We start from the raw sequence: 25,047 nt of genomic DNA, 5'->3' as shown, positions 1-25,047 counted from the left end.
CGGCGGCGTGCGCACGAAATCCGCACGAAATGCGCACGAAACGCGCACGCCTCGCCGGCCCCGCCATCCGGCTTATCTGCCTAGCGCCCCGCTTCCACCTTGCCGGGCACGGCGTCGCCGTGCAGCACGCGGCGACCGGCTTCGATCGTCACGATGGTGTCGCAACGGCGCGCAAGATCGATGTCGTGCGTGACCAGCACGAGTGTCGCGCCGGTCGCGCGATTCATCTCGAACATCAGGTCGATGACCGCGTGGCCCGTGGCGGCGTCGAGACTGCCCGTGGGTTCGTCGGCGAAGAGAATCGAAGGCCGCGTGACGAACGCGCGGGCAAGCGCCACGCGCTGCTGCTCGCCGCCGGAGAGCAGCTTGGGATAGTGGCCCGTGCGCTGGCCCAGCCCCACGCGTTCGAGCAGCGCGCGCGAACGGGCAAACGCCTCGCGCGTGGACATGCCGCCCTGCAGTTCGAGCGGCAGCGCGACGTTTTCGAGCGCAGTCAGATGCGGCATCAACTGAAACGACTGGAACACGAAGCCCACCGCGCCGTTGCGCAGCGCCGCGCGCTGGTCCTCGGCCATGCCGGTCAGCTCCTGGCCGAGCAGCCGAACCGAGCCCGCGCTCGCACTGTCCAACCCCGCGAGCAGCCCGAGCAGCGTGGATTTGCCCGAGCCCGAGGCGCCGATGATCGCGACACTGCTGCCGGCCGTGACGGTGAGGTCGATACCGTCGAGAATGACGAGTTCGCCGGTGGCGTCGGCGACGCGTTTGCTCAACCCCCGCACTTCGATGACTGGATCGCTATTCATTCGCACATGATCAAGCACAGGTTAACCGTCAAGGCGCTTCGCGGCGCACCATCCGCCGCACGCGTGCTGCTTGTTGCACCACTTGTTGCCGCGCTTGTTGCCACATGCGCCGCGGCGCGCGCCGCCACCCCGCCCGCCACTGCCCCCGACGCCGCGAAGCCGCTGATCGTCGTGCTCGGCGACAGCCTTTCGGCCGAATATGGCCTGCCGCGCGATACGGGCTGGGTCGCGCTGATGCGCCGGCGGCTCGCGAGCGAGCGGATCGATTATAGCGTCGCGAACGCGAGCATCAGCGGCGACACCACGAGCGGCGGGCTCGCGCGCCTGCCGCTCGTGATGCAGCGCCTCAAACCCTCGATCGTGATTGTCGAACTGGGCGCCAACGACGCGCTGCGCGGCGTGCCGCTCGCCACCACCGACAGCAATCTGCGCGCCATCGTCGCCGCCATCCGCAAGGGCAATGCACGCCCGATGCTGGTGGGCATGTACGTGCCGCCCAATTACGGCCCCGACTACACGCAGAAGTTCCACGGCCTGTACGGCCAGCTTTCGAAGGAACTGGACGTGCCGCTGGTGCCGTTCCTGCTTGCCGGCCTTGCCGACAAACCCGAGCTTTTCCAGTCCGACCAGATGCACCCCACCGAGCAGGCACAGCCTTTGCTGCTCGATAACGTATGGCCGACGCTCAAGCCGCTGCTGGGCAGCGGCGCCAGGCACTAACCGGTATCGGCGCAGCCTGGCTCCCGTCCCGCCCCATGCCCATGGGCGCGCGGCAACGCGCCCGAAGCCGGGGGCGTGAGCGACCGGCCATCGATTGCTCGCCGGACGAGCGGCATTCGTCCTGTTCCGACCGACCCTGACTGGAGGGAGAAAAGCGTGAAATATTTACCTCTTATTCTCGTAACGGCAGCACTGGGCGCCTGCGCCAACCAACCGATACCGAGCGGCGCGCAGTCCGTCGGCACAAGCCAGCAACCGCCGGCCGCCGTTGCGCAGTGCATCTCGCAGAAGTGGGCCGATCGCTCGCAGCAACAGGTCGTATCGCAAACGATGCTGGCGAACGACCAGGCGATGGACGTCTACGTGCCGGGCCAGCAGCCGCCTAACGGCGCGGCCGCGATTGTCCGTCCGGCCTGGTCCGCCAACAGCAAGACGTGGGTGGGCTTTCGCTCCGGAGGCGGCGCGGGCAGCGACGCCACGAGCGACATCAGCGCCTGCCTCTAGAGTCTGCCTCTAGAGTCTGCCTCTAGCGTCCGCCTCTAAAACCCGGCTGTTTTCCCGCCTCGTTTGAGCCGCGCGCCATAAAGCAAAAGCCCCGCGAAATTTCGCGGGGCTTTTTTTGCTACCGGGTCGGAACCGGGCCTTACTGGCCCGGGTCGCCGGACTGTCCAGCCGGACCGAGCGAGCCGTAGTACTTCACCTTCGAGCGGTCGCGCAGCGCGTCGAGATACGCCTGCAACTGCGACTGCCCGCTCACCTGCGCGAGTTGCTGCTGTGCAGCGGCGAGGCGCGTGCCATCGACGGCGGGACCGTTCGTGACCGAATTCACGCGATAGATCGCATAGCCGTCGTTGCCCAGATCCACGCCGACATAGGCCGGCAGCTTCTGCGCGTCCGCCTTGAAGACCGCGGAGAGCGCGGCGGGCGGCAGACCTTGCGCATCGCTGCGCGAGACCTTCAGCGCCGACGAGAAACCGTCCGTTGCCTTCGACTTCTGCAGATCGGCCAGCTTCGCCTCGCCTTCCTTGCGCGCGAGATCGGCGGCCTGCTGCGCCACCACCTTCTGGCGCACGGCGTCCTTGATCGCGGCGAAGGCCGGAGTTGCCGCGGGCTGGAAGCTCGTCACGTGCGCCGAGATCAGCGTGCTGTTGCCGACATCGATCGCCTGGGTGTTGTTGTGCTGGTTCACCGAGTCGCTCGCGAACACCGCATCGAGGAACTTCTGGTTGTTCAGCGGGCTGTCCGGCGGCAGCACGGCATTCGGCTTCGGCGTGACGGTAGCCGTCTGGACGGTCAGCTTGTACTTGTCCGCGGCGGGCTGCAGGCTCTTCGACTGCTCATAGACGAGCGAGGAGAAACCGTCCGCGTCGTCGGCGAGCAGCTTCGCTGCCTGCTGCGTCTTCACGTCGTTGACGATGGAAGCCTTCACGTCGTCGAAGGGCTTCGTCACCGCCGGCTTGATGTCCGTGACCTTGACGATGTGATAGCCGAAGTCCGACTGGATCACGTCGCTGATCTCGTCTTTCTTGAGCTTGAACACCGCGTCGTCGAACGCTGCGCCGCCCGCGATCATGCCGCGGCCGAAATAGCCGAGGTCGCCGCCCTTCGCCGCCGAACCCGGGTCCTGCGACTCCTTCTGCGCGATCTGCGCGAACTGGTCCGGATGCGCCTTCACTTCGGCGAGGATCGACGCGGCCTTCTGCTTCGCGGCATCGCGATCGGCCGCGCTGGCGTCCTTCGGCACGGCGATCAGGATGTGGCTCGCGCGCACTTCTTCGTCGGTGCGGTACTTCGCGATGTTGTCGTTGTAGTACTGCTTGAGATCGGCGTCGGACGGCTGCACGTTCGCCGCGACCGTGGCCGCCGAAAGCACCAGATACTGGATCTGCGCCGTGGCCGGCGTCGCGAAGTCGCTCTTGTGCGCGTCGTAATAGGCTTGCAGTTGCGCGTCGGTCGGCTTGACCTTCGCCACATAGTCGGTCGTGCGGAACGCGAGACCCTGCACTTCGCGCTGCTGCTCGGAGAGCGACATGAGCTGCTGCGCGAGCGACTTCGGCGTGAAGGCGCTGCCGATCACGGCGCCGGGCAACTGCTGCATCGCGAGACTGTAGCGCACGCGCTCGTCGTACTGCTCGGGCGTCATGCCCTGCATGGCGAGCAACTGCTTGTAGCGGTCGAGATCCATCGTACCGTCGGGCTTGCGCAGCGACGAGATCACGGGGTCGGCCAGCAGCGTGCGGCGCACGGCGTCGTCCGAAGCCGTGAGATGCAGGCGCTGCGTTTCGTCGGCGAGCACGCGCTGCTGGATCAGGCCGTCGAGGATATCCTTGCGATGCTGCGGGGTATCGAAGAGACTGGCGTCGAAGTTCGCGCCCATGATCTGGCGGGCCTGGTCGAGCTGCTGACGCGCTGCGCCGTCGTACTCGACGCGGGTGATCTTGTGGCCGTTGACGCTGGCGACGTTCGCACTCTCGTCGAAAAAGCCGCGGAAACCTTGAATGCCGACGAAGCCGAGCCCTGGCAGAACCACCAGGAGCAGCATGAACATCATCAGGCGTTTGTGATTGCGGAAAAAGTCGAGCATGCTTGAAAGAGCAAAAAGAGCGCCCAAAAACGGAACGCCCGATATTACCTCAGCAGACAATAAAAAAGGCGAACCGCAGTTTACCTTCGGTTCGCCTTCCTTAACGGATCCTGGCGGAGCGGACGGGGCTCGAACCCGCGACCCCCGGCGTGACAGGCCGGTATTCTAACCAACTGAACTACCGCTCCGTGCGGTGAATGCCATCGATCGGCGCCCTATACGCGGGCGCTGTTGCGACCTGCGTAGGCCGAAACGGAAACGGGTGGCGCCGGGGGACTCCAAAACTCCCCTGCCTTGCTGCACAAGGCCGCTACCCAAGACGTTCCGCAAGTATCGATCGCACCAATACAACAAAAATATAACGAGGCCGGATTGTGCCCTGGATGTCGCAAAGTCGCAACAGAAATTTCCCGGTTCTGCGCTGCGTACCCACGGCCTGCCGTTCCGCTGGATAACGCCGCCGGTTTGTTTAATGGTCCGCAATCGGACGCCGCTGACCCTACTACTCTCTCTATATATGGTCGGCCTTCTTCGGCGAAGGTCGTATCCAGACTTCGTGTGCTCTCGTTGTCCGCCGATTCAGCACCGGCCGAAACGCGGCCGCCGCTTTTCCACGAAAGCGCGCACCCCTTCCCTGGCGTCCGCGCTGCCGGCGCAGGCACGAAGCAGTTCATGTTCGAGATCGAGATGCGCTTTCAGGCTGCGTGCCGACGACTCGCTGCACAGGCGCTTGATGCTGCCCAGCGATCCGCTAGCGGACCTGGCCAGGCGCTGAACGAGATCTTCCGTTGCACCCGCAAGCTCCGCATCGGGAACCAATGCATCGACGGCGCCGCAGGCCAGGCATTGCGCCGCGTCGATCGGATCGCCGAGCATCAGCCATTGCCGCGCGCGCAATTCGCCCACCCGGCGTGCGAGAAAGTACGAAGCGCCCACGTCGGGTGACAAGCCGATCGAGACGTAGCCGGTGCGCAGCTTCATCGACTCGGCGGCCAGCACGAAGTCGGCGCACAACGCAAGTCCGATGCCGGCGCCGCCGACCGGTCCCCCGAGCATCGTCACGACCGGCATCGGCGCGGTGGCGAGGCGATAGAGCGCCGGGTGCACACGCTCCAGGATATCGTCGACAAGCGCATCGAGCGCGTCCCCGGCCGAAACGAATTCGATGATGTCGCCGCCGGCGCAGAATATGCGCCCCTCGGCGGACAGCAGCACCACGCGCGGCCCGGCATCGAGCACCTCGTCGATCGCATCGGACAACGTGCGGCTCAAGGCGAGCGATATCGCATTCGCATGATCCGCTCGTTTCAGGACGATCCGCCCGATATTGTCCGCCACGCCCCACGCCATGCCTTCGGATTCCTTCATCATTGCATCTCCCCCCTATGTCCCGGGCCACTGCCCCGTTGAATCGATGTCATGCGGCACCGCCGGCAGCCGCGTGCGCACCGGAAGCGCGGTCCGGCGCATCGACCGCCGGTTCCTGCGAGAGCGGGAAAAAGCGCGGTGCCCCGCGCACGTCGATCGCGCCGCTCGCATCGGCGCGATAGATGCCGCGAGCGAGATTGTGCGGATGCGCAGCGGCCTCCGCGAGGCTCAAGACCGGCGCAAAGCAGACGTCGGTACCCTCGAGCAATGCGCACCAATGCGCGCGCGGGCGGCTCGCGAACAAAGCCGCGAATCGCGCCTTGAGCGCCGGCCATGTCTGAACGTCGTATTGCGTGGCCGGATCGACATCGGCGAAACCGAGCTTGTCCAGCAGTTGCGCATAGAACTGCGGCTCGAGTGCGCCCACCGTAATGTGCTGGCCGTCGGCGCATGCATAGACATCGTAGAACGGCGAGTCGTGGAACAGACTGGGTTGCGCCCCGTCGAGCTGGCCGCCCGCGCGCGCCCACTGCGCGAGCGAGCCAAGCATCGCGAGCACGTCGACGATCGCGCCGTCCACGATCCGCCCCCGGCCGTTCGTGCGCGCGTCGGGCAGCGCACAGGCAATCCCGAACGCGAGCCCCAGCGCGCCCGCCGCATCGCCGACCACCGTCGGCGGCACCATCGGCACGCCGCCGTTTCGCGCGGACAACGAAAGCAGACCGGTCAACGCAACGTAATTGAGGTCGTGCCCGGCGGCGCGCGCAAGCGGCCCGTGCTGCCCCCAGCCCGTCATGCGGCCATAGACGAGCGACGGATTCACCTGCGCGCACTCGGCCGGGCCGAGACCGAGCGATTCCATGACGCCGGGCCGGTTGCCCTCGATCAGCGCATCGGCGCCGGCGACGAGCGCCAGCGCCTGCGCGTGCCCGGCCGGCTGCTTGAGATCGAGTTCGATGACCGTCTTGCCGCGTCGTAACGCATTGGCCGCGGCCCCCATCTTTTCGGTGACGGCATTCTTGCCGGGACGGGCGATCGCCGTGACCGCCGCGCCCATGTCCGCGAGCATGCGGGCCGCCAGCGGGCCGGGGCCGATGCCTTCGAATTCGACGACGCGAATCCCCTCCAGAGGCGGCTTCACGACGACATCCTCCGCGCGATCAATTCCTTCATGATTTCGTTCGCTCCGCCATAGATGCGCTGCACGCGCGCGTCGGCATAGAAGCGGGCGACCGGATACTCGACCATGTAGCCGTATCCGCCGAACAACTGCAGGCACTCGTCCGTGACCTTGCATTGCTGCTCGGCGGCCCACCATTTCGCCATGTAGGCGGCGGTGTCGTCGAGCTCGCCATCGACGAGACGCTGCACGCAATCGTTGACGAAGGTGCGCACGACATGGGCCAGCGTCGCGCACTCGGCCAGCTTGAAGCGCGTGTTCTGCAGGTCGTACAGCAGCTTGCCGAATACTTTGCGCTGCTGAGTATATTCGAGCGTCAATTCGACGACGCGCTCGATCACGGCCGCGGACGGCACGGCAATCAGCATGCGCTCGTACGGAAGCTGACTCATGAGCTGTGCAAAGCCGGTGCCCTCCGTGCCTCCCAGCAGGTTGTCGGCGGGCACGCGCACGCCCTCGAAAAACAGCTCCGCGGTATCGGAGGCGTGCTGCCCGAGCTTCTCGAGCCGTCGCCCCACCTGGAACCCCGGAAGATTTTCGGTTTCGACCACGATCAGCGAGACGCCGCGGCTGCCGGCCTCGCCCGTGCGCACCGCCACCACCAGCAGATTCGCGGTGAAGCCGCTCGTGATGAACGTCTTCGCGCCGTCGATCACGTAGTCGTCGCCGTCCCGGCGCGCCCGCGTGCGCAGCGCCTGGAGATCGGAGCCGCAGCCCGGCTCCGTGAGCGCGATGCCCGCAAACAGCTCGCCGCTCGTCAGCTTCGGCAGCCAGCGCGCTTTCTGCTCTGGCGTGCCGTAATCGAGAATGTAGTGGGACGCGATCGAGTGCACGGCCGCGCTCATGGGAAATTCGGCTCTGGCGAGTTCGTCCTGCACCACGCACTGGTACGCGAGGCTCGCGCCCGCGCCGCCCCAGGCTTCGTCCATCTCCGGCAGCAGAAACCCCATCTGCCCGAACGCCGCCCACGTCTCGCGCGGGATATAGCCCTGGCGTCGCCATTCGTCCAGATGCGGAGAAAGTTCGCCCGCGATGTAGCGGCGCACCTGATCGCGAAAGGCGTCGATCTCGGAGTCCATCCACGGATGGCGATGCGGTTGCGGTAGCATGGCGTCTCCCTAGATGCCGGTGAGGCCGCCGCTGCACAGCAGCGTCTGGCCGCTCACGTAGTCCGATTCCGGCGTGCAGAACAGATACACGGCGCCCGCGGCTTCGTCGGGCGTGCCGGCGCGTCCCAGCGGAATCCCGCGCTCCATTGCGGCGAGCAGATCGGGATTCACCCCGACCTTGATCTCGCGGCCCTCGATGTTGGCCGTCGATGCGCCCGCCTCGCCGCTGGTCAGGCGCGTCTTGATGAGGCCATACGCCACGCAGTTGACCGTCACGTTCAGGCGCCCCCATTCCTTGGCGAGCGTCTGCGTCATCCCGACGATGCCGGCCTTGCCCGCCGAATAGTTGACCTGTCCCGCGTTGCCGAACAGACCGGCGACCGACGAGATGTTGACGACCTTGCGCACGACGCGCCGGCCCGCTTCCGTCTCGCTTTTCGACAGCGCGCGAATCACCGGTTGCGCGGCGCGAAGAATCCGGAACGGCGCGGTCAGATGGCAATCGATCATCGCGTACCACTGCTCGTCCGTCATCTTCTGGATCACGCTGTCCCACGTGTAGCCCGCGTTGTTGACGATGATGTCCAGCCCCTTGTAGTGCTCGACGGCGGTGCCGACGAAGCGCTCCGCGAAATCGGGCGCCGTCACGTTGCCGATGCAGGCCACGGCTTCGCCGCCGGCCTCGCGAATGGCCTGCACCGCTTCGTGCGCGGGCGCCTCGTCCAGATCGTTGACGACGACGCGAGCGCCTTCGCCCGCGAGCTTGAGCGCGATCGAATGACCGATGCCGCGCCCCGATCCCGTCACCAGCGCCACTTTTCCTTCGAGCTTGCGTGTCATGAATTCGATCTCCTTCGGTATCCTGACAATATTCAGATTCAGTGCAGCGCGACGAGTGCTTCGCCCGCGATCTTGACCTGTCCGTACTGGTTGGTGCTTTGCACCTCGATGCGTACGCAACGCTCTTCGCCGACTTCGAGCTTTTCGACGATCCGTCCGCCGCAACTGACGACGTTGCCGAGGTGCGTGATGCCCTGGAAGCGCACGTTGAACGTACGTAACTGCGCCTGCGGCGCCCATCCGGTGATCAGCCGCCCGAGCCACGCCATGCCCAGCATGCCGTGCGCGAACACGTCGGGCATGCCGGCCCGGCGCGCGTAGTCGAGGTCGATATGAACGGGATGGTGATCGCCCGACGCGCCGGCGAACAGCGCGAGCATCTTGCGATCGACCGGCGGCAGGGTCAGGGTCGGCAACGCGTCGCCGATCGCGACCGAATCAAAAGTGGGTTTCGTCATGGCCGTCCTTCAATTGCGTACGACCACCACCGATCGCATGTTCGCGACCGGGTCCCCGTACTGATTGGTCACACGGGATTCGATCTCGATAAATTCGAGCGCGCCCCCTTTCTTGTCGTAGATGTCCTTGATCTGCGAGCTGACGACGACCGTGTCGCCCGCGACGACCGGGCCGAGGTACTCGAACTGCTCCTCGCCGTGGAGGATCTTTGACGCGGGCACGTCGAGCGTTTCGAGCAGCCCGAACATCGCGCCCGAATCGAGTTCCGCCGCGAACAGGAAGGTCGGCGGCGCCGGCAGGTCCGCGTAGCCCGCGGCACGCGCGGCCGCTTCGTCGAGATAGACGGGATTGGTCTCGCCGATCGCCTTCGCGAAGAATTTCAGCCGCCCGCGCTCGATCGGCAATGTCGACTCGCCGATGTGATGCCCGATCCATTTCTTGTCGATCATCGTCAGACCCTCTCGTACAGTGTGACGACGCAGGCGCCGCCAAGACCCAGGTTGTGCTGCAAGGCCATGCGCGCCCCTTCGACCTGCCGCGCGCCCGCACGGCCGCGCAATTGCTCGACGAGTTCCGTACACTGCGCGAGACCGGTCGCGCCGAGCGGATGCCCCTTCGACAGCAAGCCGCCGGACGGATTGGTCACGACCTTGCCGCCGTAGGTGTTGTCGCCATCGACGACGAACTGCTCCGCGCCGCCGACCGGGCAAAGGCCCAGCGCTTCGTAGCTGATCAATTCGTTGTGCGCGAAACAATCGTGCAATTCGACCACCGCGATGTCCTCGGGCGCAACGCCGGCCGCGTCATACACCTGCTGCGCCGCGCTGCGCGTCATGCTGAATCCCACCACTTCGCGCATGTCGCGCGCATCGAATGCCGCCGGCGTATCGGTCGTCATCGCCTGGGCGCGGATCCGCACGTCCGCGTTCAGTCCGTGCTTCTTCGCGAACGCTTCGGACACCAGCAGCGCCGCCGCGGCGCCGCAGGTGGGCGGGCAGGCCATCAGCTTCGTCATGACGCCGGGCCAGATCGTCTGCGAAGCCATCACGTCCTCTTCGGAGACGACGGTGCGGAACAGCGCCAGCGGATTGTTCGCCGCGTGGCGGCTCGCCTTGGCGCGAATCTTCGCGAAGGTTTCGACCTTCGTGCCGAATTCCTGCATATGAGCGAGCCCCGCGCCGCCGAAGTAGCGCAGCGCGAACGGAATGCCCGGCACGTCGATCAACTCGGCCGTCACGGCGTCGAAGCGTTCGAACGGGCTGACCCGGTCCTGAAACACCGAGCCCAGCGCGCCCGGCATCATCTGCTCGAAACCGAACGCCAGCGCGCAATCGACCGCGCCGCTTTGCACCGCCTGACGCGCGAGGTACAGCGCGGTCGAACCCGTCGAGCAGTTGTTGTTGACGTTGACGACGGGAATGCCCGTCATGCCGACCTCGTACAAGCCGCGCTGCCCTGCGGTCGAATCGCCGTAGACGTAGCCCGCATACGCCTGCTGCACGTGGCGGTACTCGACGCCTGCGTTCGCCAGCGCGGCCGCGATCGCGCGGCTGGCCATGACCGGATATGGCTCGCTGGCGCCGGGCTTCGTGAACGGGATCATGCCGACGCCGGCAACGATCACAGATGAGCTCATGGTTCCTCCTTGAGTGGATTCGGGATTCAGTTCACCTGACGCTTGCAGCCGTCCCAGAACGGCTTGCGCAATTCGGTCTTGAGGATCTTGCCGGTGCCGGACAACGGCAGCGCATCGCGGAATTCGACGCTGCGGGGACACTTGTAGCCGGCAATCAGCGTTTTCGTATGGGCGATCAGCGCCTGCGCGGACACGTCTCCGTCCGGCTTCAGCACGACGACGGCATGGACCGACTCGCCCCACTCGCCGCTCGGCACGCCGATCACCGCACACGTGGCGACAGCGGGATGCTGGGCGATTGCGTTCTCGACCTCGGCCGAGTAGACGTTCTCGCCGCCGCTGATGATCATGTCCTTTTGCCTGTCGACGACGTAGATGAACCCGTCGTCGTCCATATAGCCGCCGTCTTCCGTGTGCATCCATCCGTCTTTCAGCACGGCGGCGGTCTGTTCGGGCTTGTTCCAGTAGCCGAGCATGACGTTCGGCCCGCGCACGACGATCTCGCCCACCGTGCCGCGCGGCACTTCACGGCCTTCCGGGTCCACCACGCGCACTTCCGTGCAGTAGCTGGCGCGCCCGCCCGAGCGTAGCCGGCCGAGGCTGCGCGCCGCCGGTTCGTGGCACCACGCCGGATTGATCGTGGCCACGGGCGACAGCTCGGTCATCCCGTACGCCTGCACGAACTGGACGCCGGGCAGCGCCGCCATCGCGCGGTCGAGCACCGCCTGGGAGATCGGCGAGGCGCCATAGATGATCGCCTGCAAGCTGGCGAGATCGCGCGGCTGGCGCATCACGGGATGATCGACCAGCATCTGGATCATCGTCGGCACGAGCAGCATGTGCGTGACGCGGTCGCGCTCGATCGTGTCCAGCACGAGCTCCGGCGAAAATGCCGGCACCACGGAATGCGCATTGCCCTCGATCCACTGCGGCATCGCGATGCCCATGTCGGCGAGATGGAACATGGGCGCCGCGTGCAGATAGATGTTGCCCGGCGTCGCCAGCCCCTCGCAGCGCAGCGAGAGGCCCGAGCTGACCAGATTGGAGTGGCTCAGCATGACGCCCTTCGGGAAACCCGTGGTGCCGCCCGTATAGAAGATCCCGGCCAGGTCGTCGCCGCGGCGCACCACGTCTTCAATGGGTGCGTTTGCCGAGATCAGCGTCTCGTAATCGTGCATGCCCTCGGGTGCCGGACCCTCGCCGCACCAGACCATCTCGCGTAGCGTCGATGCCTTGCCGCGCAACGACTGCGCGAGTGCGAGAAACGCGTCGTCGACGAACAGGATCGACGAACCCGAATCGTCGAGCGAATAGAGGATTTCCGCCGGGGACCAGCGCGTGTTGCAGGGATTCATGACCCCGCCGCCCCAGGGCACGGCCATCTGATATTCGAGGTAGCGATCGGAATTTTGCGCAAGGATCGCGACGCGATCGCCGGTCTGCATCCCGAGGGCCCGCAGGGCGCCGGCCAGGCGCGCGATCCGGTCCGCGAACTGGCGAAACGTGGTCTGTCTCGAACCGAAACGAACTGCGATGCAAGCGCCTTTTTGCTGCATCGCACGATGCAGTGCCTGGGTCAGGTACATGCGTGTCTCCGTATCGCCCGCGTTGCTCGCGAGCTGATTGATTTGTGCATGAGGCTCATGTTAGAAACGTGGGCCCGAACCGGCAATTACACATTGCCTCGTTCGGATGGCGGAACACCTCAATCGACGACACAACCGGTCATGCTCCAGGCGCCCATCACCATTCCCATCGTTTTCGTGCAGAGCATGCTGTCCGGGCTCCGGCTGCGCAACGAGTCCTGCGAGCGCTTTCTGGACGCGGCAGGCATCCCCGCGTCGCTGCTCGACGACGCGGGCGCACGCGTGACCGCGGCGCAATATGTCGCCTTGTTCACGTCGCTGATCGAGTGGCGCGAAGATGAATGCCTCGGGCTCCTGTCCCGCCCGCTGAAGCCGGGCAGCTTTGCGCTGGTCGCGCGTTGCGCCGCGAGCGCCGCGGATCTGGAAACGGCGATCCGGCGGCTTGCGAAAACCTTCGCCCTGCTCCAGGACGAACTGACGATCGAATTGCGCCGCAGAAACGGGCTGGCCGGACTGGCATTTCATTTCACTAACGCGGGCGAAGCGCCGGTCTTCCTGCACGAATTGCTGCTGCGCGTGTTCTGGCAGCTGGGCGCATGGCTCGCGGGAGGGCAGCTCCCGCCGGTGTCGTTCGACTTCGCGTTCGACATTCCCGATCACGCGGCCCACTACAGCGCGATCTTTCCCGCGCCCCCCCATTTCCAGCAACCGCACACGGCCGTCTGGTTCGACGAGGCGTGGCTAAAAAATCCAGTGCGACGGGACGAAGCCGCGTTGCGCGCATTCCTCGCCGACGCGCAGGCACGCATGGTCGTCCCCGTGCGCGAGTCGAACGTCGTGAGCAAGAGGGTCTGCAACCACCTGTCGCGCACGCAGCCCGCATGGCCCGACCTGGCGGTCACGGCCGGCGCGATGAACATGTCCGTCGCCACCCTCCAGCGACGGCTCGCGCTCGAGGGGACGTCGTTTCAGGCGCTGAAGGACGAGCTGCGCCGCGACCTTGCGATCATGCACCTGAACACCAGCGGCATGACGCTCACGCAGATCGCACAGGAACTCGGCTTCACCGATAGCGCCGCCTTTCAACGGGCATTCAAGCGCTGGGTAGGCAGCGCGCCCGGCACATATCGCCGCAAGAGCAGCTGAGGAAGCCGACGAGGCGGCCGCGTGCCGCCCACCCTCTTCTGCGCCCGCGAGCAGGATGAGGTGATCTGACATCAATCTGACCTGCATAGCCATTGCTGCCGGCATTGTCGCTTTCTAACATCCACGTACACATTAAACAGGTCGCCCGAGCCCGGGAGCCGCAAAAAAACGCACGGCACAGGTAACGGAAAACGCTAGTCCGTCACCTGCCCCGCATCCGGCCCCTATGTGTATCCAGTAATAGTTAGAACTACATAACGGTTGGCAGTCGATATAAATCCGGAATCAGGAGACGGAGACATGAAAGTCACGAAGTTGCTCGCGGCGGGATGCGCCCTGCTGACGTGGGGTGTCGCGCATGCGCAAAGCAAGGGAGATCTGGTGGTCGGTGCTGGATGGTTGCACGTCGATTCGCGGCTTGGCACCGGAGAGATGTCGGTCATCGATCCGCCGCTGGGCAGCCAGCCCAACACCGGCGCTGTCGCAAGCAATCCCAATACGCTTGGCCTGACGCTGACGTATTTCCTCACCGACAACATCGCCACCGAAACGTGGCTCGGCATCCCGCCGAAAATCGATCTGAAGGGCACGGGCAATCTCTCCAATCCCGCACTCAATCCGCTCGCTACCGCACGCAGCTGGGCGCCGCTCATGCTGTTCAAATACTATATCGGCGAGCCCACGTGGAAATTCCGCCCGTTCATCGGCGCGGGCGTGGCGTACAAATTCGACACCGACGTGCGCGTCAATTCCGCGTTCCAGCAAGTCGCCTCGCTGGAGTTTTCGAACGGCGCGACGGCGAGCGCCCCCTCCTCGGCGCACTTCAAGCCCGGCTTCGCGCCAGTCGTCAGCGTGGGGGCCAATTACAACATCGACAAGCACTGGGCGTTGACGGCATCGCTGACCTATCTGCACTTCTCGTCGATCGGCACGATCACCACGCATCTGCCGACGACGGATGTCGTCTCCCAGATCAAGATTCACGAAAACCCGCTGATCAGCTTTGTCGGTGTTGCGTATCGCTTCTGATGCCCGGATTTGCCGCATGACCCGATTCGTGCTTCAGGGCGATGCGGCAACACGCTTCCCGGCATGGCGATATCGTCAGGATCGCTAATCGATAAGTCGAATCTGGAGATGCGCATGATTCGCCTGCTTCGAAGAGGGGTTGCCACCGCGATCCTCTCGTATCTGTTGGGCGGCACGCCGGTGGCGGGCATGGTGGCGCTGTTGTCCCAGGCGGCTTCCAGACCGGCACAAGCCGCCGCCACGGCAGTCGATAACTATTCCGCGACCCGCATGTAGAGCCGAGCGCCACCCGACAGCATCCGGGTTCTGAGGGCGGTGGTCGCCTGAGAACAATCAGTTTGCCGCCAGTCGTAAGAGCAGCCGCTAGTCGAACGTGACCTTGCCCCTGTTTCACGAATCCCATAGCCGAAGCCATCGGGCCGCTTGCCCTCGCTGAGCGGCGGCCCAGTACCTGACCGGCAGCTCCCGTTCACCATCATGCCTCACGCGCATGCGAATGGACCAGTGGCCCAACTGAGCCGCTTACATTCATCTCACACAATCATCAAAAACACCGGCATCCGTCGAGAACCGCTTTCCGAACAGAATTGTCCGTCACGCAGCACCTTGCCAGCACCCTTGCTGATTGGTCAGCAGTCAAGTCATCTAGCGACGGCGAAGCACGGCGACCATACGGCCCGTCACGGTATGGCATGGCTTCTGCTTTGACAATGGGCCACACCAATTCTGACCAACCGAATCTGATATGACCGCATCAAACCACCTGAAATCCATTCCATCTTCCGATGCTTCGCTATCGAAAGGCACGGACTACGAACGTTTGGCCGAGCGATTTCGTCCGATATTTTCTCGTATCGCGGATGGAGCCCTTGAACGCGAACGTTTGCGCTCGCTCCCCTATGAGCCGATCGAGTGGCTCCGCAAGGCCGGATTCGGTGCGGTTCGTATACCGGTCGAGCAAGGCGGTGCAGGCGCGTCGCTGCCGCAACTGGTGCAACTGCTCATCGAACTGGCCACGGCCGATTCCAACATTCCCCAGGCGCTACGCGGACACTTCGCGTTCGTCGAAGATCGCCTGAACGCCGAACCCGGGCCGGCGCGCGACGAATGGTTCCGGCGCTTCGTTGCCGGCGAACTCGTCGGCAACGCGTGGACCGAGGTCGGCGGCGTCGCAATCGGTGACGTCATCACGCGAGTGCATCGTGATGGTGACGGCTGGGTCATCAATGGCGAGAAATACTATTCGACGGGAAGCATTTTCGCGGACTGGATCGACGTGTTCGCGCGCGACGAGGACGGCCGCGACGTGATAGCCGCCGTGCGCACGAACCAGCCCGGCGTGCAGCGCAGCGACGACTGGGACGGCTTCGGGCAGCGGACGACGGGCAGCGGTACCACCCGATTTGAAGCCGCCCGCGTGGATACGGATGACGTAATCGATTTCACAAGCCGTTTCAAGTACCAGACGGCGTTTTACCAGCTCGTACTTCTTGCGGTGCTCGCCGGTAGCGGGCATGCGGCACTGCGCGACATCGCGCGTGAGGTGCGTGCCCGCAAACGCATTTTCAGCCACGGCAACGCGCCGTCGTTCGCCCAGGACCCGCAGATCCAGCAGGTAGTGGGCGAGGTAGCCGCACGCGTGTTCGCGGCCGAGGCTGCTGCCGTACGTGCGAGCGAAGCGTCTCAACGTGCGTACGAAGCCCGCTTTGGTAGCGACGAGCAGGCAGAACATCGGGCAAACGTCGACGCGGAACTGGATTCGGCACGCGCGCAGATCGTCGTATCGGACCTTGTCCTGCGAGCGACGACCGAATTGTTCAACGCACTCGGTGCATCGGGGTCGAGTGCCGCGAAGGGACTCGATCGCCACTGGCGCAATGCACGCACCGCGGCCTCGCACAACCCGCTCGTGTTCAAGGCGCGCATCGTTGGCGATTGGGAAATTAACGGTACCGAGCCGCCATACGTCTGGGCTATCGGTAGCGGAGCGGGCACCCAGTCTGCTGCCTGATTGCGGGCATGGTTCATGTGCGCCGAAGCAAATTACTTTAGCGCATGAATCTCTTTTGCCCGAATCAGGCGTGCACGCAGGACGTTGCGGCTGATGCCGAGCAATTTCGCTGCCTGCATCTGATTCCGGTGGCTGAATTCGAACGCGACCCGCATTACGGTGTCCTCAATATGTTCGAACAGCTGGTCGTATTCCTCATTGAACAGGCCGCGAAGCGCATGCTCGAACGCTACCTGAGTGCCATGATCTAGCGTCGCTCCGCTCGGGGGAAAGGCGTCCGGCCTGATCTGCAGATCGGATTCCTGGAGCCGGTCGTGACGGCCGACCAGGAGCGCATGATGAATCACGTTTTCCAGTTCGCGGATGTTCCCCGGCCAACTGTGCGCGAGCAGCTTCTGCTCGGCCCGTGCATCGATATCCGCCGGACCGTAGCCAAGACGGTTGCGGTAATCCTCGATGAAATAGCGCGCAAGCGGCAGGATATCGCCGGGCCGTTCGCGCAGGGCCGGGATCGCGACCTGTACCACGTTGAGGCGATAGAACAGATCCCCGCGGAAGTGCCCGGCCGCGACCGCATCGTGCAGGTTGACGTTGGTTGCGGCGATCACCCGGACGTCGATCGGAACGCTGTGGCGCGACCCGAGCCGGACGATTTCGTGTTCCTGCAGCACGCGCAACAGCTTGACCTGCATCGACAGCGGGAGATCGCCGATCTCGTCGAGGAACAGCGTGCCGCCGTTGGCGGCCTCGAACCAACCGGGTTTGGCATGGAAGGCGCCAGTGAACGCGCCCTTCTCGTGACCGAACAGTTCGCTTTCTACCAGCGTTTCCGAAAACGCGCCGCAATTGACGGCGATGAACGGCCTGTCCGCGCGGCGGCTCAGATTATGCACATGACGGGCAACGAGTTCCTTGCCCGTGCCCGTATCGCCGACGATCAGCACGCTCGCCTCGCTGGGCGCGATCATGCGTATCTGGTCGAGCAGCACGAGCGAGCGTGGGTCGACGAAAACCTGCGCCCGGGCGCGAATGGACGTCGCGAGCGCATGCCGGTCGGGCAGCGTCAGTACGGCGGACTCTGCGGTACCAATCGTACCAATCGGCTCGCCGGGCCGGGCGGTGCGGAGCGGATGGTTCATGAGTAGAAGCTCGGTCGGGGATAGGTTCGTTTGAGCGCCCACTCGCCGAGTTCGCGCAGCTTGTAAGCCAGCGGGTCGTGCAGCGAGTGGGTCCGCAGATTACGCCAGTGACGGTCCAGGCCCAGTGCGCCATGCGTGGCGCGGGCGCCTGCGACGTCGAACATGCGGGTACAGACGTCGAGCCCGGTACGGATCGCCGTCACCTTGGCACTGGCAACGGCAAGCGCTACCTCCCCGCGCTCCGTCTCGCCGAGCGCGGGACCGCGCGCCCAGGCCGCGTCGAGTTGCTCGGCAGCGCGGTCGGCCAGTACGCGCGCCGCTTCCAGCCCAGCCCAGAACTCTCCGTATTGACCGACGATGTAAGGGTCCTCGTCGGTTCGTCCGATACCGGAAAGCGGCCAGGGTCTGGCTTCGTGCAGGGTGTAGTGGCGAGCGTCCTCGAATGCGGCCTCGCCGATGCCGAGATAGATGTTCGTGAGAACGAGTTGCGCGATCAGCGGACGCAGGCACGCAAGCGGCGTCGACAGCGGACCTGGATTCGAGAGGATCTCGTGATGCTCGACGCGCACTTTCTCGAAGGTCACGGTTCCACTGTCGGTCTGACGTTGCCCGATGTTGTTCCAGTCTTGCGCAATGGAAATGCCGCTGCGCTGCGTCGGGACGGCCGCGATCAGCAGCGTATTCGTGTCGATGTCGCGAGCCGACGCGATCAGCATTTCTGAATCGAGCGCACCGGAGCAGAAGCTTTTCTGGCCGCTGAATTCGAGCCAGCTATTGCATGGCGAACTGACCGTGCGGTCGTCGAGCGGATTGAGTGCGTTGCCCCAGAACCAGTTATGCGTTGCCGTCTGTCGAAACCACGGCTCCCATTGCTCGCGCGCGCCGAACAGGCGCACGGTTGCGAGCAGCAGATGATGAAAACCGAAGAGATGGGCGAGTGAGCTGTCTGCACGTGCCAGCGTACGCACGATGCCCAGCGTGATCTGCCAGTTTGCGCCGAATCCGCCGTATGCGGCAGGAATGCTGAGCCGCAGCAGACCGCTTGCGCGTAGTGCATCGCGTTCGGCCTTCGGCGTGCCGCCCATGCGATCGCGCTCCGCGGCGGTCTGGGCGAAGCGGGCGGCAAGTTGTTCGGCGATGACCTGAACCGTCGGCGCGTGGGAAGGCGTCTCGTAGGGTTCGATGGTTTCTGGACAGGTCGAGAGTATGGCCATGTGATCGGGATGGTGAGGTGCCGCATATGCGGCTTTTCCCACGGATTTTCCGTTTGTCGGTGCTACTGGAAAAGCAATGATTTGTCATATCCAAATCAGATTGCTGGTGGCGAGGCAATTCATCTCGATGTTATTGCTTGCCAGGCAGCAGCTTGTTGGCGAGCTGCTGATGAGCGAGCAGTTCGAGCCATCGATCCCGCGATTTTGAGCGGTTTCGCCGTGGCATGGGCTGTGCTTAAACACCGGCCTGACTTTGGATCGGAAGGGATTTTGTTTATGACGCACATCAGCGTAGAGGCTGCCGGATCAGCCTCATGGCAACCCGCAGTGGAATCCGTCGCCCAGAACCTGGAGCGCACGGCGGTGGCGCGTGATCAGGCGGGCGGGACGGCGCTGCATGAACGGCAGGTGCTGCGCGAAAGTGGCCTGCTCGGGTTGAGCGTGCCGAGCGCATACGGTGGCTACGGCGCGAGCTGGTTCGACACGCTGTCGGTCGTACGGCGTTTCGCTCGGGTCGATAGCTCGCTCGCTCACCTGTTCGCATTTCATCATCTGCATCTTGCGACGGTGCGCCTGTTCGGGACTCGCGAGCAATGGGAGCCGTGGTTCGGGCAAACCATCGAGCGGCGGTGGTTCTGGGGAAATGCATTGAACCCGCTCGACAAAGGTACGCGGGCGGAGCCGAATGGCAAGGGCGGATGGTATTTCGTGGGCCGCAAGAGCTTCTGTTCCGGCGCGACCGATTCGGATCGCCTTCTGGCTTCCGCGTTCGATGCCGCGGGACGCCTGCTGATTGGTGTCGTGCCAACCACGCGTGACGGGATTCGAATTCTTGACGACTGGAACAACATCGGGCAACGTCAGACCGACAGCGGCACGGTGATATTCGAACGGGTCGCGGTGGCCGAGGACGAGATTCTCTCCAACCCGGGCCCATTGTCTTCGCCTTTTGCGTGCCTGCGGCCACTACTGGCCCAGTTGATTCTCACGCATATCTATCTCGGTCTTGGCGAGGGCGCACTGCAGGTTGCGCGGGATTTCACGCGACAGAGTGCCAGGCCCTGGATCGCATCGCCGGCATCGCATCCAACAGAAGATCTATATGTGCAAGGTCACTACGGCCGCTTCTGGCTTGCGCTTGAGGGAGCGCGTGTGCTGGTCGAGCGCGCGGCGACCTTGTTCGATGAGGCCTGGAAGCGTGGGACGTGGCTAACCGAGTCAGAGCGGGGCGAGGTCGCGATCGCCGTTGCAGCGGCAAAGGTTTCGTCAGCGCAGGCCGGCCTCGATGTCACGCAGCAGATGTTCGAGGTAACGGGCGCGCGCGCAACGACTGCAGCACTGAGGTTCGACCGGTTCTGGCGAAACCTGCGGGTTCACACCTTGCATGATCCGATCGATTACAAGATCCGCGAACTGGGTGATTGGGCGCTGAATGAACGGTTTCCCGCCCCATCCTTTTATTCCTGATGCTTCTCATGCAGCAATGCAACAGCAACTTTGCTGCAAGCCGTTCATCCGGATCTGGAATATGGTTTCCGGTCGCTGTCGAATTAATTAAGGATAACTTCTTAATTGAAAAACAGCCATGCTACATGGAAGATTTCGATGAGTATGGTTTTCATGTGAATCATGATGGGTTGTCTGGCACGGTATTCGCTAGATACATGGGTCGTCATGGTTCGGGCCATGTGACCCATGAAAAGGAACGCACGATGAGCGGGAAGGTTTTCAAGGTTGTTGCGGTATCGGGTAGTACATCAAGACCGTCTCGCACACTTGCGGTGACGGAGGCGTTGCTGTCTGGCCTGCGCACGCAGTTGCCTGTCGAGCCGCATCTGATCGAGCTTGGCGAGATCGCACCCGTGCTGTCCGGGGTGCTGTCGCGGCCGGATGCGCCGGCCGCGCTGGAGCTTCAACTGCGCGCAATCGAGGAGGCGGATGCGCTGATCGTCGCGAGTCCGGTTTATCGCGCCTCGTATACCGGGCTTTTCAAGCATCTGTTCGATCTCGTGCATCACGAGGCACTGATCGACGTGCCGGTACTGCTGGCCGCCACGGGCGGTAGCGAGCGTCATGCGCTGATGATCGATCATCAGTTGCGGCCGCTTTTCAGTTTCTTCCAGGCGCGCACCTTGCCGATCGGCGTGTATGCGTCCGGGCGGGATTTCCATGATTACGCCATCGCAAGTCCGGAACTGCTCGCCCGTATCGGACTTGCCGTCGAGCGAGCCGTGCCGCTCGTGCGGGAAGCCAGCCGTTTCGTCTCTCCCGTGGCCGCAAAGGTCGCATGAATTTCACCGTTTTCTGAACAGGACATTCTCATGAGCCATCTCCCCTCCTCCGGCGATGCCGTCAAATTTGCCTACTGGGTGCCGAATGTGAGCGGCGGCCTCGTCGTGAGCACGATCGCGCAGCGTACCGACTGGAGCTTCGAATACAACCAGAAACTCGCGAAGACTGCCGAAGACGCCGGTTTCGAGTATGCGCTGAGTCAGATTCGCTTCACGGCCGGTTACGGCGCCGAGTACCAGCACGAGTCGGTGTCGTTCAGCCACGCGCTGCTGCATGCGACGACGAAGCTCAAGGTGCTTGCCGCAATCCTGCCCGGCCCGTGGCATCCGGCCGTGGTCGCGAAGCAGCTCGCGACGATAGATCACCTCACCAACGGACGTATCGCGATCAACGTGGTGAGCGGATGGTTCAAGGGCGAGTTCACTGCGATCGGCGAGCCGTGGCTCGAACACGACGAGCGTTACCGTCGCTCGAAGGAGTTCATCGAGGTACTGAAAGGTATCTGGACCCAGGACAACTTCACGTACAAGGGCGACTTCTACCGCTTCCACGACTACACGCTGAGCCCGAAGCCGCTGCAGAAGCCACACCCGGAAATCTTCCAGGGCGGCAGTTCGCGTGCTGCACGCGACAACGCGGCGAGCGTGTCGGACTGGTACTTCACAAACGGCAACACGCCGGAGAACCTGAAGGCGCAGATCGACGACATCCGGGAAAAGGCGGCGAAGAACGGCCACAAGGTCCGTATCGGTGTGAACGCGTTCGTCATCGCACGCGATACCGAAGAGGAAGCGAAGGCCGTGCTCGACGACATCATCAAGCATGCGCACGTCGAAGCGGTCAATGCGTTCGGCGATGCCGTGCAGCAGGCAGGCAAGGCATCCCCGGAAGGCGACGGCAACTGGGCGAAGTCTACCTTCGAGGACCTCGTGCAATACAACGACGGCTTCCGCACGAACCTGATCGGTACGCCGCAGCAGATCGCAGAACGTATCGTGGCGCTCAAGGCAATCGGCGTCGATCTGGTGCTGACGGGCTTTCTGCACTTCATCGAGGAGGTCGAGTACTTCGGCAAAAAGGTACTGCCGCTGGTGCGCGAACTCGAAAGCCACCGGCAGCCGGTCGCGGTCTGAGCCAGGGGTATGCATGACGCAGATCGTCCCGCCGTTGCTCGCGCTCGATCATATTTCGTTGTCGTTCAAGGGCACCAAGGCTGTCTCCGACATCAGTTTCGAGGTGGCGGCGGGCGAAGTCTGCGCGCTGATCGGGCCGAACGGCGCAGGCAAAAGTTCGCTGCTCAACGTGATCAACGGTATATACCGGCCGCAGCAGGGCACGGTCCGGTTCGACGGACATGCGTACCGGAAGATGGATCCGTACCGCGCCGCGCATCGCGGCATCGCGCGCACGTTTCAGAACCTCGCGCTGTTTCGCCGCATGAGCGTGTTCGAGAACGTACTCGCCGGCCGCAACCTGCACCGGCAGAGCACCTGGATCGAGCAGACATTGCACGTCGGCCGCGCGCACCGCGACGAGGCCGAGCAGCGCCGGCATGCGGATAACGTGATCGGGAAGCTCGACCTGCAGGGCTATCGCGACGCCGTGGTGGGCACACTGTCGTACGGCCTGCAAAAGCGCGTCGAGCTGGCGCGTGCGCTCGCCGCGCAGCCGCGCCTGCTGCTGCTCGACGAGCCGATGGCGGGGATGAACGCCGAGGAAAAGCACGCGATGGCCGAATACGTGCTCGACGCCAACGAGCACTTCGGCGTGACCGTGGTACTGATCGAGCACGACATCGGCGTGGTGATGGGCGTGTCCGATCACGTGGTGGTGCTCGACTACGGCAGGAAGATCGCCGACGGCCGGCCCGACGAGGTGCGCAAGCATCCGGACGTACTTGCCGCGTATCTGGGCACGCGCCACTGACGCAAACACGCAACGGGGAAAGCAATGGAGTTCTTCATCGAGGTGCTGGTCGGCGGCCTGCTCGCGGGCGTCATGTACTCGCTCGTCGCAATCGGTTTCGTGCTGATCTACAAGGCGTCCGGCATCTTCAACTTTGCGCAGGGTGCGCTCGTGCTGTTCGGCGCTCTGACCTACGTGAGCCTCGTCGAGCGCGGCTGGAACGGATGGCTCGCGTTCGCGGCTACGCTCGCCGCGCTGGTCGTGATCGCGATCCTGACGGGGCGGCTGGTGCTGCGTCCGCTCGTGAACCGGCCGCCGATCGTGCTGTTCATGGCCACGCTCGGCCTGAGCCTGATACTCGAAGGCGCGGCGCAACTGTTCTGGGGGGCGCAGGTACACGGCCTCGATCTCGGCATCGACGACAAGCCACTGCATCTGGCCGGCGTGATGATCAGCCAGTTCGACCTGTTCGCGGCAGCGACAGCCGGTGTGCTGGTGCTCGGGTTGTCGCTGTTCGCGAAGTGGTCGCGGCTCGGGCTGTCGCTGCGCGCGGTGGCCGACGATCCTCTCGCCGCGCTTGCGGTCGGCATTCGCCTGCCGCGCATCTGGGCGGTGGTGTGGGCGCTGGCCGGGTTCACGAGTCTCGTTGCCGGCCTGCTGTGGGGCGCACGGCTCGGCGTGCAGTTCTCGCTGTCGCTGGTCGTGCTGAAAGCACTGCCGGTGCTGATCATCGGCGGCTTCTCGTCGATCGGCGGCGCGATCGCGGGTGGGCTGCTCGTCGGCGCAACCGAGAAGCTTGCCGAGGTCTACGCGGGCAACGTGATCGGCGACGGCATCGAGAACTGGTTCCCGTATCTGCTCGCGATGCTGTTCCTGCTTGCGCGACCATATGGCCTGTTCGGCGAGCCGGCCGTCGAGCGCGTCTGAGGGCCTTCACATGGACATGGAATTGACCAATACCGCCCCGGTTTCCGCGCCGCGCAGGCTGAACCCGCGCCAGTGGATCGTGCCGGCCGTGCTGGCGCTCGTTGCGTTCGTCGGCGTGCCGCTGTGGGCCAACGACTACTGGCTCAACGCAATCCTCGTGCCGTTCCTGATCCTGTCGATCGCGGGGCTCGGGCTGAACTTTCTGACCGGCTATGCGGGGCAGCTTTCGCTCGGCTCGGCGGCGTTCATGTCGATCGGCGCGTATGCGAGCTACAACCTGCTCGTGCGTGTGCCGGATTTGCCGTTGCCCGTCGGCCTGCTGCTCGGCGGACTCGTGAGTGCGGCGGTGGGCGTGCTGTTCGGCCTGCCGAGCCTGCGCATCAAGGGGTTCTATCTGATCGTCTCCACGCTGGCCGCGCAGTTTTTCGTGGTGTGGCTCTTCACGCACGTGAGCTGGTTTTCGAACGACGACACGTCGGGCGTGCTGAGCGCGCCGCCGCTCGAGATCGGCCACTGGCACATCGACAGGCCAGCGTCTCGCTATCTGTTTGTACTCGGCGTGGCGTTGGTGTTGTTCGCGCTGGGGACCAGTCTCGTGCGCAGCGAACTGGGGCGGCGCTGGATGGCGGTACGCGACATGGACACGGCGGCGCGCGTGATCGGCATCCCGATCGGCCGCACCAAGCTGCTCGCGTTCGCGCTCAGTTCGTTCGTGCTCGGCATTGCCGGCGCACTCTGGGCGTTCGCGTACCTCGGCACGATCGAGCCGGACGGTTTCAGCCTGAACCTGTCCTTCCAGATCCTGTTCATCATCATCATCGGCGGCATGGGCAGCATCGGCGGGAATTTCCTCGGCGCTGCGTTCATCGTGCTGCTGCCGATCCTGCTGTCGAACGTGGGCAGCCAGCTCGCGCAGGTCGGAATCGGCGACGACCAGCTACAGAACCTGCAGAAGATCGTCTTCGGCACGCTGATCATCGTGTTTCTGATCAAGGAACCGGAAGGTCTTGCCAGGCTGGTACTGCTCGTGCGCCAACGTCGCTCGAAAGCATCCTGAGCCGTTTTGTCCGAACATTTATTTTTTCACTCAAGGAATAAT

24 protein-coding genes and 1 tRNA gene are annotated in these 25,047 nt (G+C 64.2%); 12 read left to right on the top strand and 13 right to left on the bottom strand.

Going from position 1 to position 25,047, the window contains the following annotated elements; all coding sequences use genetic code 11:
* Nucleotides 1–80 precede the first annotated feature (80 nt).
* Nucleotides 81–803: an ABC transporter ATP-binding protein gene (locus tag BFE01S_RS08105; RefSeq protein ID WP_028225038.1), complete on the bottom strand. Its 723-nt coding sequence runs from the start codon at nucleotides 801–803 to the stop codon at nucleotides 81–83.
* 6 nt (nucleotides 804–809) lie between these two features.
* Between BFE01S_RS08105 and BFE01S_RS08100 the strand changes: the two genes are divergently transcribed.
* Nucleotides 810–1,523: an arylesterase gene (locus BFE01S_RS08100; RefSeq protein WP_028225037.1), complete on the top strand. Its 714-nt coding sequence runs from the start codon at nucleotides 810–812 to the stop codon at nucleotides 1,521–1,523.
* Nucleotides 1,524–1,679: 156 nt separating this feature from the next.
* On the top strand, nucleotides 1,680–2,027 hold the full coding sequence (locus BFE01S_RS08095) for a hypothetical protein (RefSeq protein ID WP_028225036.1): 348 nt from the start codon (nucleotides 1,680–1,682) through the stop codon (nucleotides 2,025–2,027).
* 139 nt (nucleotides 2,028–2,166) lie between these two features.
* Here BFE01S_RS08095 and BFE01S_RS08090 read toward each other — a convergent pair whose 3' ends face one another.
* The 10 genes from BFE01S_RS08090 to BFE01S_RS08045 form a co-directional block, all read right to left on the bottom strand.
* Entirely contained in the window at nucleotides 2,167–4,107 is a 1,941-nt protein-coding gene (locus BFE01S_RS08090) for a SurA N-terminal domain-containing protein (RefSeq protein WP_028225035.1), read from the bottom strand.
* A gap of 111 nt (nucleotides 4,108–4,218) precedes the next feature.
* Nucleotides 4,219–4,295: transfer RNA gene (locus BFE01S_RS08085), tRNA-Asp, on the bottom strand.
* 391 nt (nucleotides 4,296–4,686) lie between these two features.
* Nucleotides 4,687–5,478 (bottom strand): enoyl-CoA hydratase-related protein, encoded by a 792-nt coding sequence (locus BFE01S_RS08080; protein WP_245621063.1) that lies wholly within the window; start codon nucleotides 5,476–5,478, stop codon nucleotides 4,687–4,689.
* Nucleotides 5,479–5,524: 46 nt separating this feature from the next.
* Entirely contained in the window at nucleotides 5,525–6,616 is a 1,092-nt protein-coding gene (locus BFE01S_RS37925; protein ID WP_042337337.1) for a CaiB/BaiF CoA transferase family protein, read from the bottom strand.
* Nucleotides 6,613–7,764 (bottom strand): acyl-CoA dehydrogenase family protein, encoded by a 1,152-nt coding sequence (locus tag BFE01S_RS08070; RefSeq protein WP_028225033.1) that lies wholly within the window; start codon nucleotides 7,762–7,764, stop codon nucleotides 6,613–6,615. Before BFE01S_RS08070 ends, BFE01S_RS37925 begins: the two co-directional genes overlap by 4 nt.
* 9 nt (nucleotides 7,765–7,773) lie before the next feature.
* Nucleotides 7,774–8,604: an SDR family NAD(P)-dependent oxidoreductase gene (locus BFE01S_RS08065; RefSeq protein WP_028225032.1), complete on the bottom strand. Its 831-nt coding sequence runs from the start codon at nucleotides 8,602–8,604 to the stop codon at nucleotides 7,774–7,776.
* Nucleotides 8,605–8,642: 38 nt separating this feature from the next.
* Nucleotides 8,643–9,062 carry a MaoC/PaaZ C-terminal domain-containing protein gene (locus BFE01S_RS08060; RefSeq protein WP_028225031.1) on the bottom strand — a complete coding sequence of 140 codons (420 nt, stop codon included), beginning with the start codon at nucleotides 9,060–9,062 and terminating at the stop codon, nucleotides 8,643–8,645.
* Nucleotides 9,063–9,071: 9 nt separating this feature from the next.
* Nucleotides 9,072–9,512, bottom strand: coding sequence for a MaoC family dehydratase N-terminal domain-containing protein (locus BFE01S_RS08055; protein WP_028225030.1), 441 nt, complete (start codon nucleotides 9,510–9,512; stop codon nucleotides 9,072–9,074).
* A 2-nt stretch (nucleotides 9,513–9,514) separates the two neighbouring features.
* The gene (locus BFE01S_RS08050; RefSeq protein ID WP_028225029.1) at nucleotides 9,515–10,699 is read right to left on the bottom strand and encodes a lipid-transfer protein; all 1,185 of its coding nucleotides are present in this window, start codon (nucleotides 10,697–10,699) and stop codon (nucleotides 9,515–9,517) included.
* Nucleotides 10,700–10,725: 26 nt separating this feature from the next.
* Entirely contained in the window at nucleotides 10,726–12,285 is a 1,560-nt protein-coding gene (locus BFE01S_RS08045) for a long-chain-fatty-acid--CoA ligase (RefSeq protein ID WP_028225028.1), read from the bottom strand.
* On the opposite strand from BFE01S_RS08045, the gene BFE01S_RS08040 reads away from it, so the two are divergent.
* The 4 genes from BFE01S_RS08040 to BFE01S_RS08025 all read left to right on the top strand — a co-directional run bounded on the left by BFE01S_RS08040 (nucleotide 12,262) and on the right by BFE01S_RS08025 (nucleotide 16,471).
* Entirely contained in the window at nucleotides 12,262–13,431 is a 1,170-nt protein-coding gene (locus BFE01S_RS08040; RefSeq protein WP_322787816.1) for an AraC family transcriptional regulator, read from the top strand. The genes BFE01S_RS08045 and BFE01S_RS08040 overlap by 24 nt on opposite strands.
* Nucleotides 13,432–13,731: 300 nt before the next feature.
* Nucleotides 13,732–14,460: an OmpW/AlkL family protein gene (locus BFE01S_RS08035; protein WP_028225026.1), complete on the top strand. Its 729-nt coding sequence runs from the start codon at nucleotides 13,732–13,734 to the stop codon at nucleotides 14,458–14,460.
* A 114-nt stretch (nucleotides 14,461–14,574) separates the two neighbouring features.
* The gene (locus BFE01S_RS37920; RefSeq protein ID WP_156966943.1) at nucleotides 14,575–14,736 is read left to right on the top strand and encodes a hypothetical protein; all 162 of its coding nucleotides are present in this window, start codon (nucleotides 14,575–14,577) and stop codon (nucleotides 14,734–14,736) included.
* Between the two features lie 469 nt (nucleotides 14,737–15,205).
* A complete protein-coding gene (locus tag BFE01S_RS08025; RefSeq protein WP_028225025.1) occupies nucleotides 15,206–16,471 on the top strand; it encodes an acyl-CoA dehydrogenase family protein in 1,266 nt (421 codons plus the stop codon).
* Between the two features lie 32 nt (nucleotides 16,472–16,503).
* On the opposite strand, the gene BFE01S_RS08020 is transcribed toward BFE01S_RS08025, so the two are convergent.
* Both BFE01S_RS08020 and BFE01S_RS08015 read right to left on the bottom strand, forming a co-directional pair.
* Nucleotides 16,504–17,610 carry a sigma-54 interaction domain-containing protein gene (locus BFE01S_RS08020; RefSeq protein WP_042337335.1) on the bottom strand — a complete coding sequence of 369 codons (1,107 nt, stop codon included), beginning with the start codon at nucleotides 17,608–17,610 and terminating at the stop codon, nucleotides 16,504–16,506.
* A complete protein-coding gene (locus tag BFE01S_RS08015) occupies nucleotides 17,607–18,824 on the bottom strand; it encodes an acyl-CoA dehydrogenase family protein (RefSeq protein ID WP_028225023.1) in 1,218 nt (405 codons plus the stop codon). The genes BFE01S_RS08020 and BFE01S_RS08015 overlap by 4 nt, the downstream gene beginning before the upstream one ends.
* Nucleotides 18,825–19,100: 276 nt before the next feature.
* On the opposite strand from BFE01S_RS08015, the gene BFE01S_RS08005 reads away from it, so the two are divergent.
* From BFE01S_RS08005 to BFE01S_RS07980, 6 genes are all read left to right on the top strand, one after another.
* Complete coding sequence (locus BFE01S_RS08005) at nucleotides 19,101–20,291, top strand: acyl-CoA dehydrogenase family protein (RefSeq protein ID WP_028225022.1); 1,191 nt, start codon at nucleotides 19,101–19,103, stop codon at nucleotides 20,289–20,291.
* 245 nt (nucleotides 20,292–20,536) lie between these two features.
* Nucleotides 20,537–21,115, top strand: a complete 579-nt coding sequence (gene msuE, locus BFE01S_RS08000; protein WP_028225021.1) for an FMN reductase — start codon at nucleotides 20,537–20,539, stop codon at nucleotides 21,113–21,115.
* Nucleotides 21,116–21,145: 30 nt separating this feature from the next.
* On the top strand, nucleotides 21,146–22,249 hold the full coding sequence (gene sfnG / locus BFE01S_RS07995) for a dimethylsulfone monooxygenase SfnG (protein WP_028225020.1): 1,104 nt from the start codon (nucleotides 21,146–21,148) through the stop codon (nucleotides 22,247–22,249).
* 13 nt (nucleotides 22,250–22,262) lie between these two features.
* Nucleotides 22,263–23,042 (top strand): ABC transporter ATP-binding protein, encoded by a 780-nt coding sequence (locus tag BFE01S_RS07990; RefSeq protein ID WP_028225019.1) that lies wholly within the window; start codon nucleotides 22,263–22,265, stop codon nucleotides 23,040–23,042.
* Between the two features lie 24 nt (nucleotides 23,043–23,066).
* The gene (locus tag BFE01S_RS07985) at nucleotides 23,067–23,948 is read left to right on the top strand and encodes a branched-chain amino acid ABC transporter permease (RefSeq protein WP_028225018.1); all 882 of its coding nucleotides are present in this window, start codon (nucleotides 23,067–23,069) and stop codon (nucleotides 23,946–23,948) included.
* Nucleotides 23,949–23,964: 16 nt separating this feature from the next.
* A complete protein-coding gene (locus BFE01S_RS07980; RefSeq protein WP_052420829.1) occupies nucleotides 23,965–25,005 on the top strand; it encodes a branched-chain amino acid ABC transporter permease in 1,041 nt (346 codons plus the stop codon).
* Nucleotides 25,006–25,047 lie beyond the last annotated feature (42 nt).

Origin of the sequence: Paraburkholderia ferrariae NBRC 106233 (assembly GCF_000685035.1) — a bacterium.
Classification (GTDB): Bacteria; Pseudomonadota; Gammaproteobacteria; order Burkholderiales; family Burkholderiaceae; genus Paraburkholderia; species Paraburkholderia ferrariae.
Note: the sequence above shows the minus strand (reverse complement) of the source record. Positions and strands in the feature narration are given on the sequence as shown.

Bases quoted from the DNA above. Each gene is read 5' to 3' on its own strand.
- BFE01S_RS08080 (WP_245621063.1), bottom strand. From the start codon at position 5,478: ATGATGAAGGAATCCGAAGGCATGGCGTGGGGCGTGGCGGACAATATC.
- BFE01S_RS08050 (WP_028225029.1), bottom strand. From the start codon at position 10,699: ATGAGCTCATCTGTGATCGTTGCCGGCGTCGGCATGATCCCGTTCACG.
- BFE01S_RS08020 (WP_042337335.1), bottom strand. From the start codon at position 17,610: ATGAACCATCCGCTCCGCACCGCCCGGCCCGGCGAGCCGATTGGTACG.
- BFE01S_RS08100 (WP_028225037.1), top strand. From the start codon at position 810: ATGATCAAGCACAGGTTAACCGTCAAGGCGCTTCGCGGCGCACCATCC.
- BFE01S_RS08065 (WP_028225032.1), bottom strand. From the start codon at position 8,604: ATGACACGCAAGCTCGAAGGAAAAGTGGCGCTGGTGACGGGATCGGGG.
- BFE01S_RS08105 (WP_028225038.1), bottom strand. From the start codon at position 803: ATGAATAGCGATCCAGTCATCGAAGTGCGGGGGTTGAGCAAACGCGTC.
- BFE01S_RS08090 (WP_028225035.1), bottom strand. From the start codon at position 4,107: ATGCTCGACTTTTTCCGCAATCACAAACGCCTGATGATGTTCATGCTG.
- BFE01S_RS37920 (WP_156966943.1), top strand. From the start codon at position 14,575: ATGATTCGCCTGCTTCGAAGAGGGGTTGCCACCGCGATCCTCTCGTAT.
- BFE01S_RS07985 (WP_028225018.1), top strand. From the start codon at position 23,067: ATGGAGTTCTTCATCGAGGTGCTGGTCGGCGGCCTGCTCGCGGGCGTC.
- BFE01S_RS08045 (WP_028225028.1), bottom strand. From the start codon at position 12,285: ATGTACCTGACCCAGGCACTGCATCGTGCGATGCAGCAAAAAGGCGCT.
- BFE01S_RS08005 (WP_028225022.1), top strand. From the start codon at position 19,101: ATGACGCACATCAGCGTAGAGGCTGCCGGATCAGCCTCATGGCAACCC.
- BFE01S_RS08070 (WP_028225033.1), bottom strand. From the start codon at position 7,764: ATGCTACCGCAACCGCATCGCCATCCGTGGATGGACTCCGAGATCGAC.
- BFE01S_RS08055 (WP_028225030.1), bottom strand. From the start codon at position 9,512: ATGATCGACAAGAAATGGATCGGGCATCACATCGGCGAGTCGACATTG.
- sfnG (WP_028225020.1), top strand. From the start codon at position 21,146: ATGAGCCATCTCCCCTCCTCCGGCGATGCCGTCAAATTTGCCTACTGG.
- BFE01S_RS08040 (WP_322787816.1), top strand. From the start codon at position 12,262: ATGCAGTGCCTGGGTCAGGTACATGCGTGTCTCCGTATCGCCCGCGTT.
- BFE01S_RS08025 (WP_028225025.1), top strand. From the start codon at position 15,206: ATGACCGCATCAAACCACCTGAAATCCATTCCATCTTCCGATGCTTCG.
- BFE01S_RS07990 (WP_028225019.1), top strand. From the start codon at position 22,263: ATGACGCAGATCGTCCCGCCGTTGCTCGCGCTCGATCATATTTCGTTG.
- BFE01S_RS07980 (WP_052420829.1), top strand. From the start codon at position 23,965: ATGGAATTGACCAATACCGCCCCGGTTTCCGCGCCGCGCAGGCTGAAC.
- BFE01S_RS08015 (WP_028225023.1), bottom strand. From the start codon at position 18,824: ATGGCCATACTCTCGACCTGTCCAGAAACCATCGAACCCTACGAGACG.
- BFE01S_RS08060 (WP_028225031.1), bottom strand. From the start codon at position 9,062: ATGACGAAACCCACTTTTGATTCGGTCGCGATCGGCGACGCGTTGCCG.
- msuE (WP_028225021.1), top strand. From the start codon at position 20,537: ATGAGCGGGAAGGTTTTCAAGGTTGTTGCGGTATCGGGTAGTACATCA.
- BFE01S_RS08035 (WP_028225026.1), top strand. From the start codon at position 13,732: ATGAAAGTCACGAAGTTGCTCGCGGCGGGATGCGCCCTGCTGACGTGG.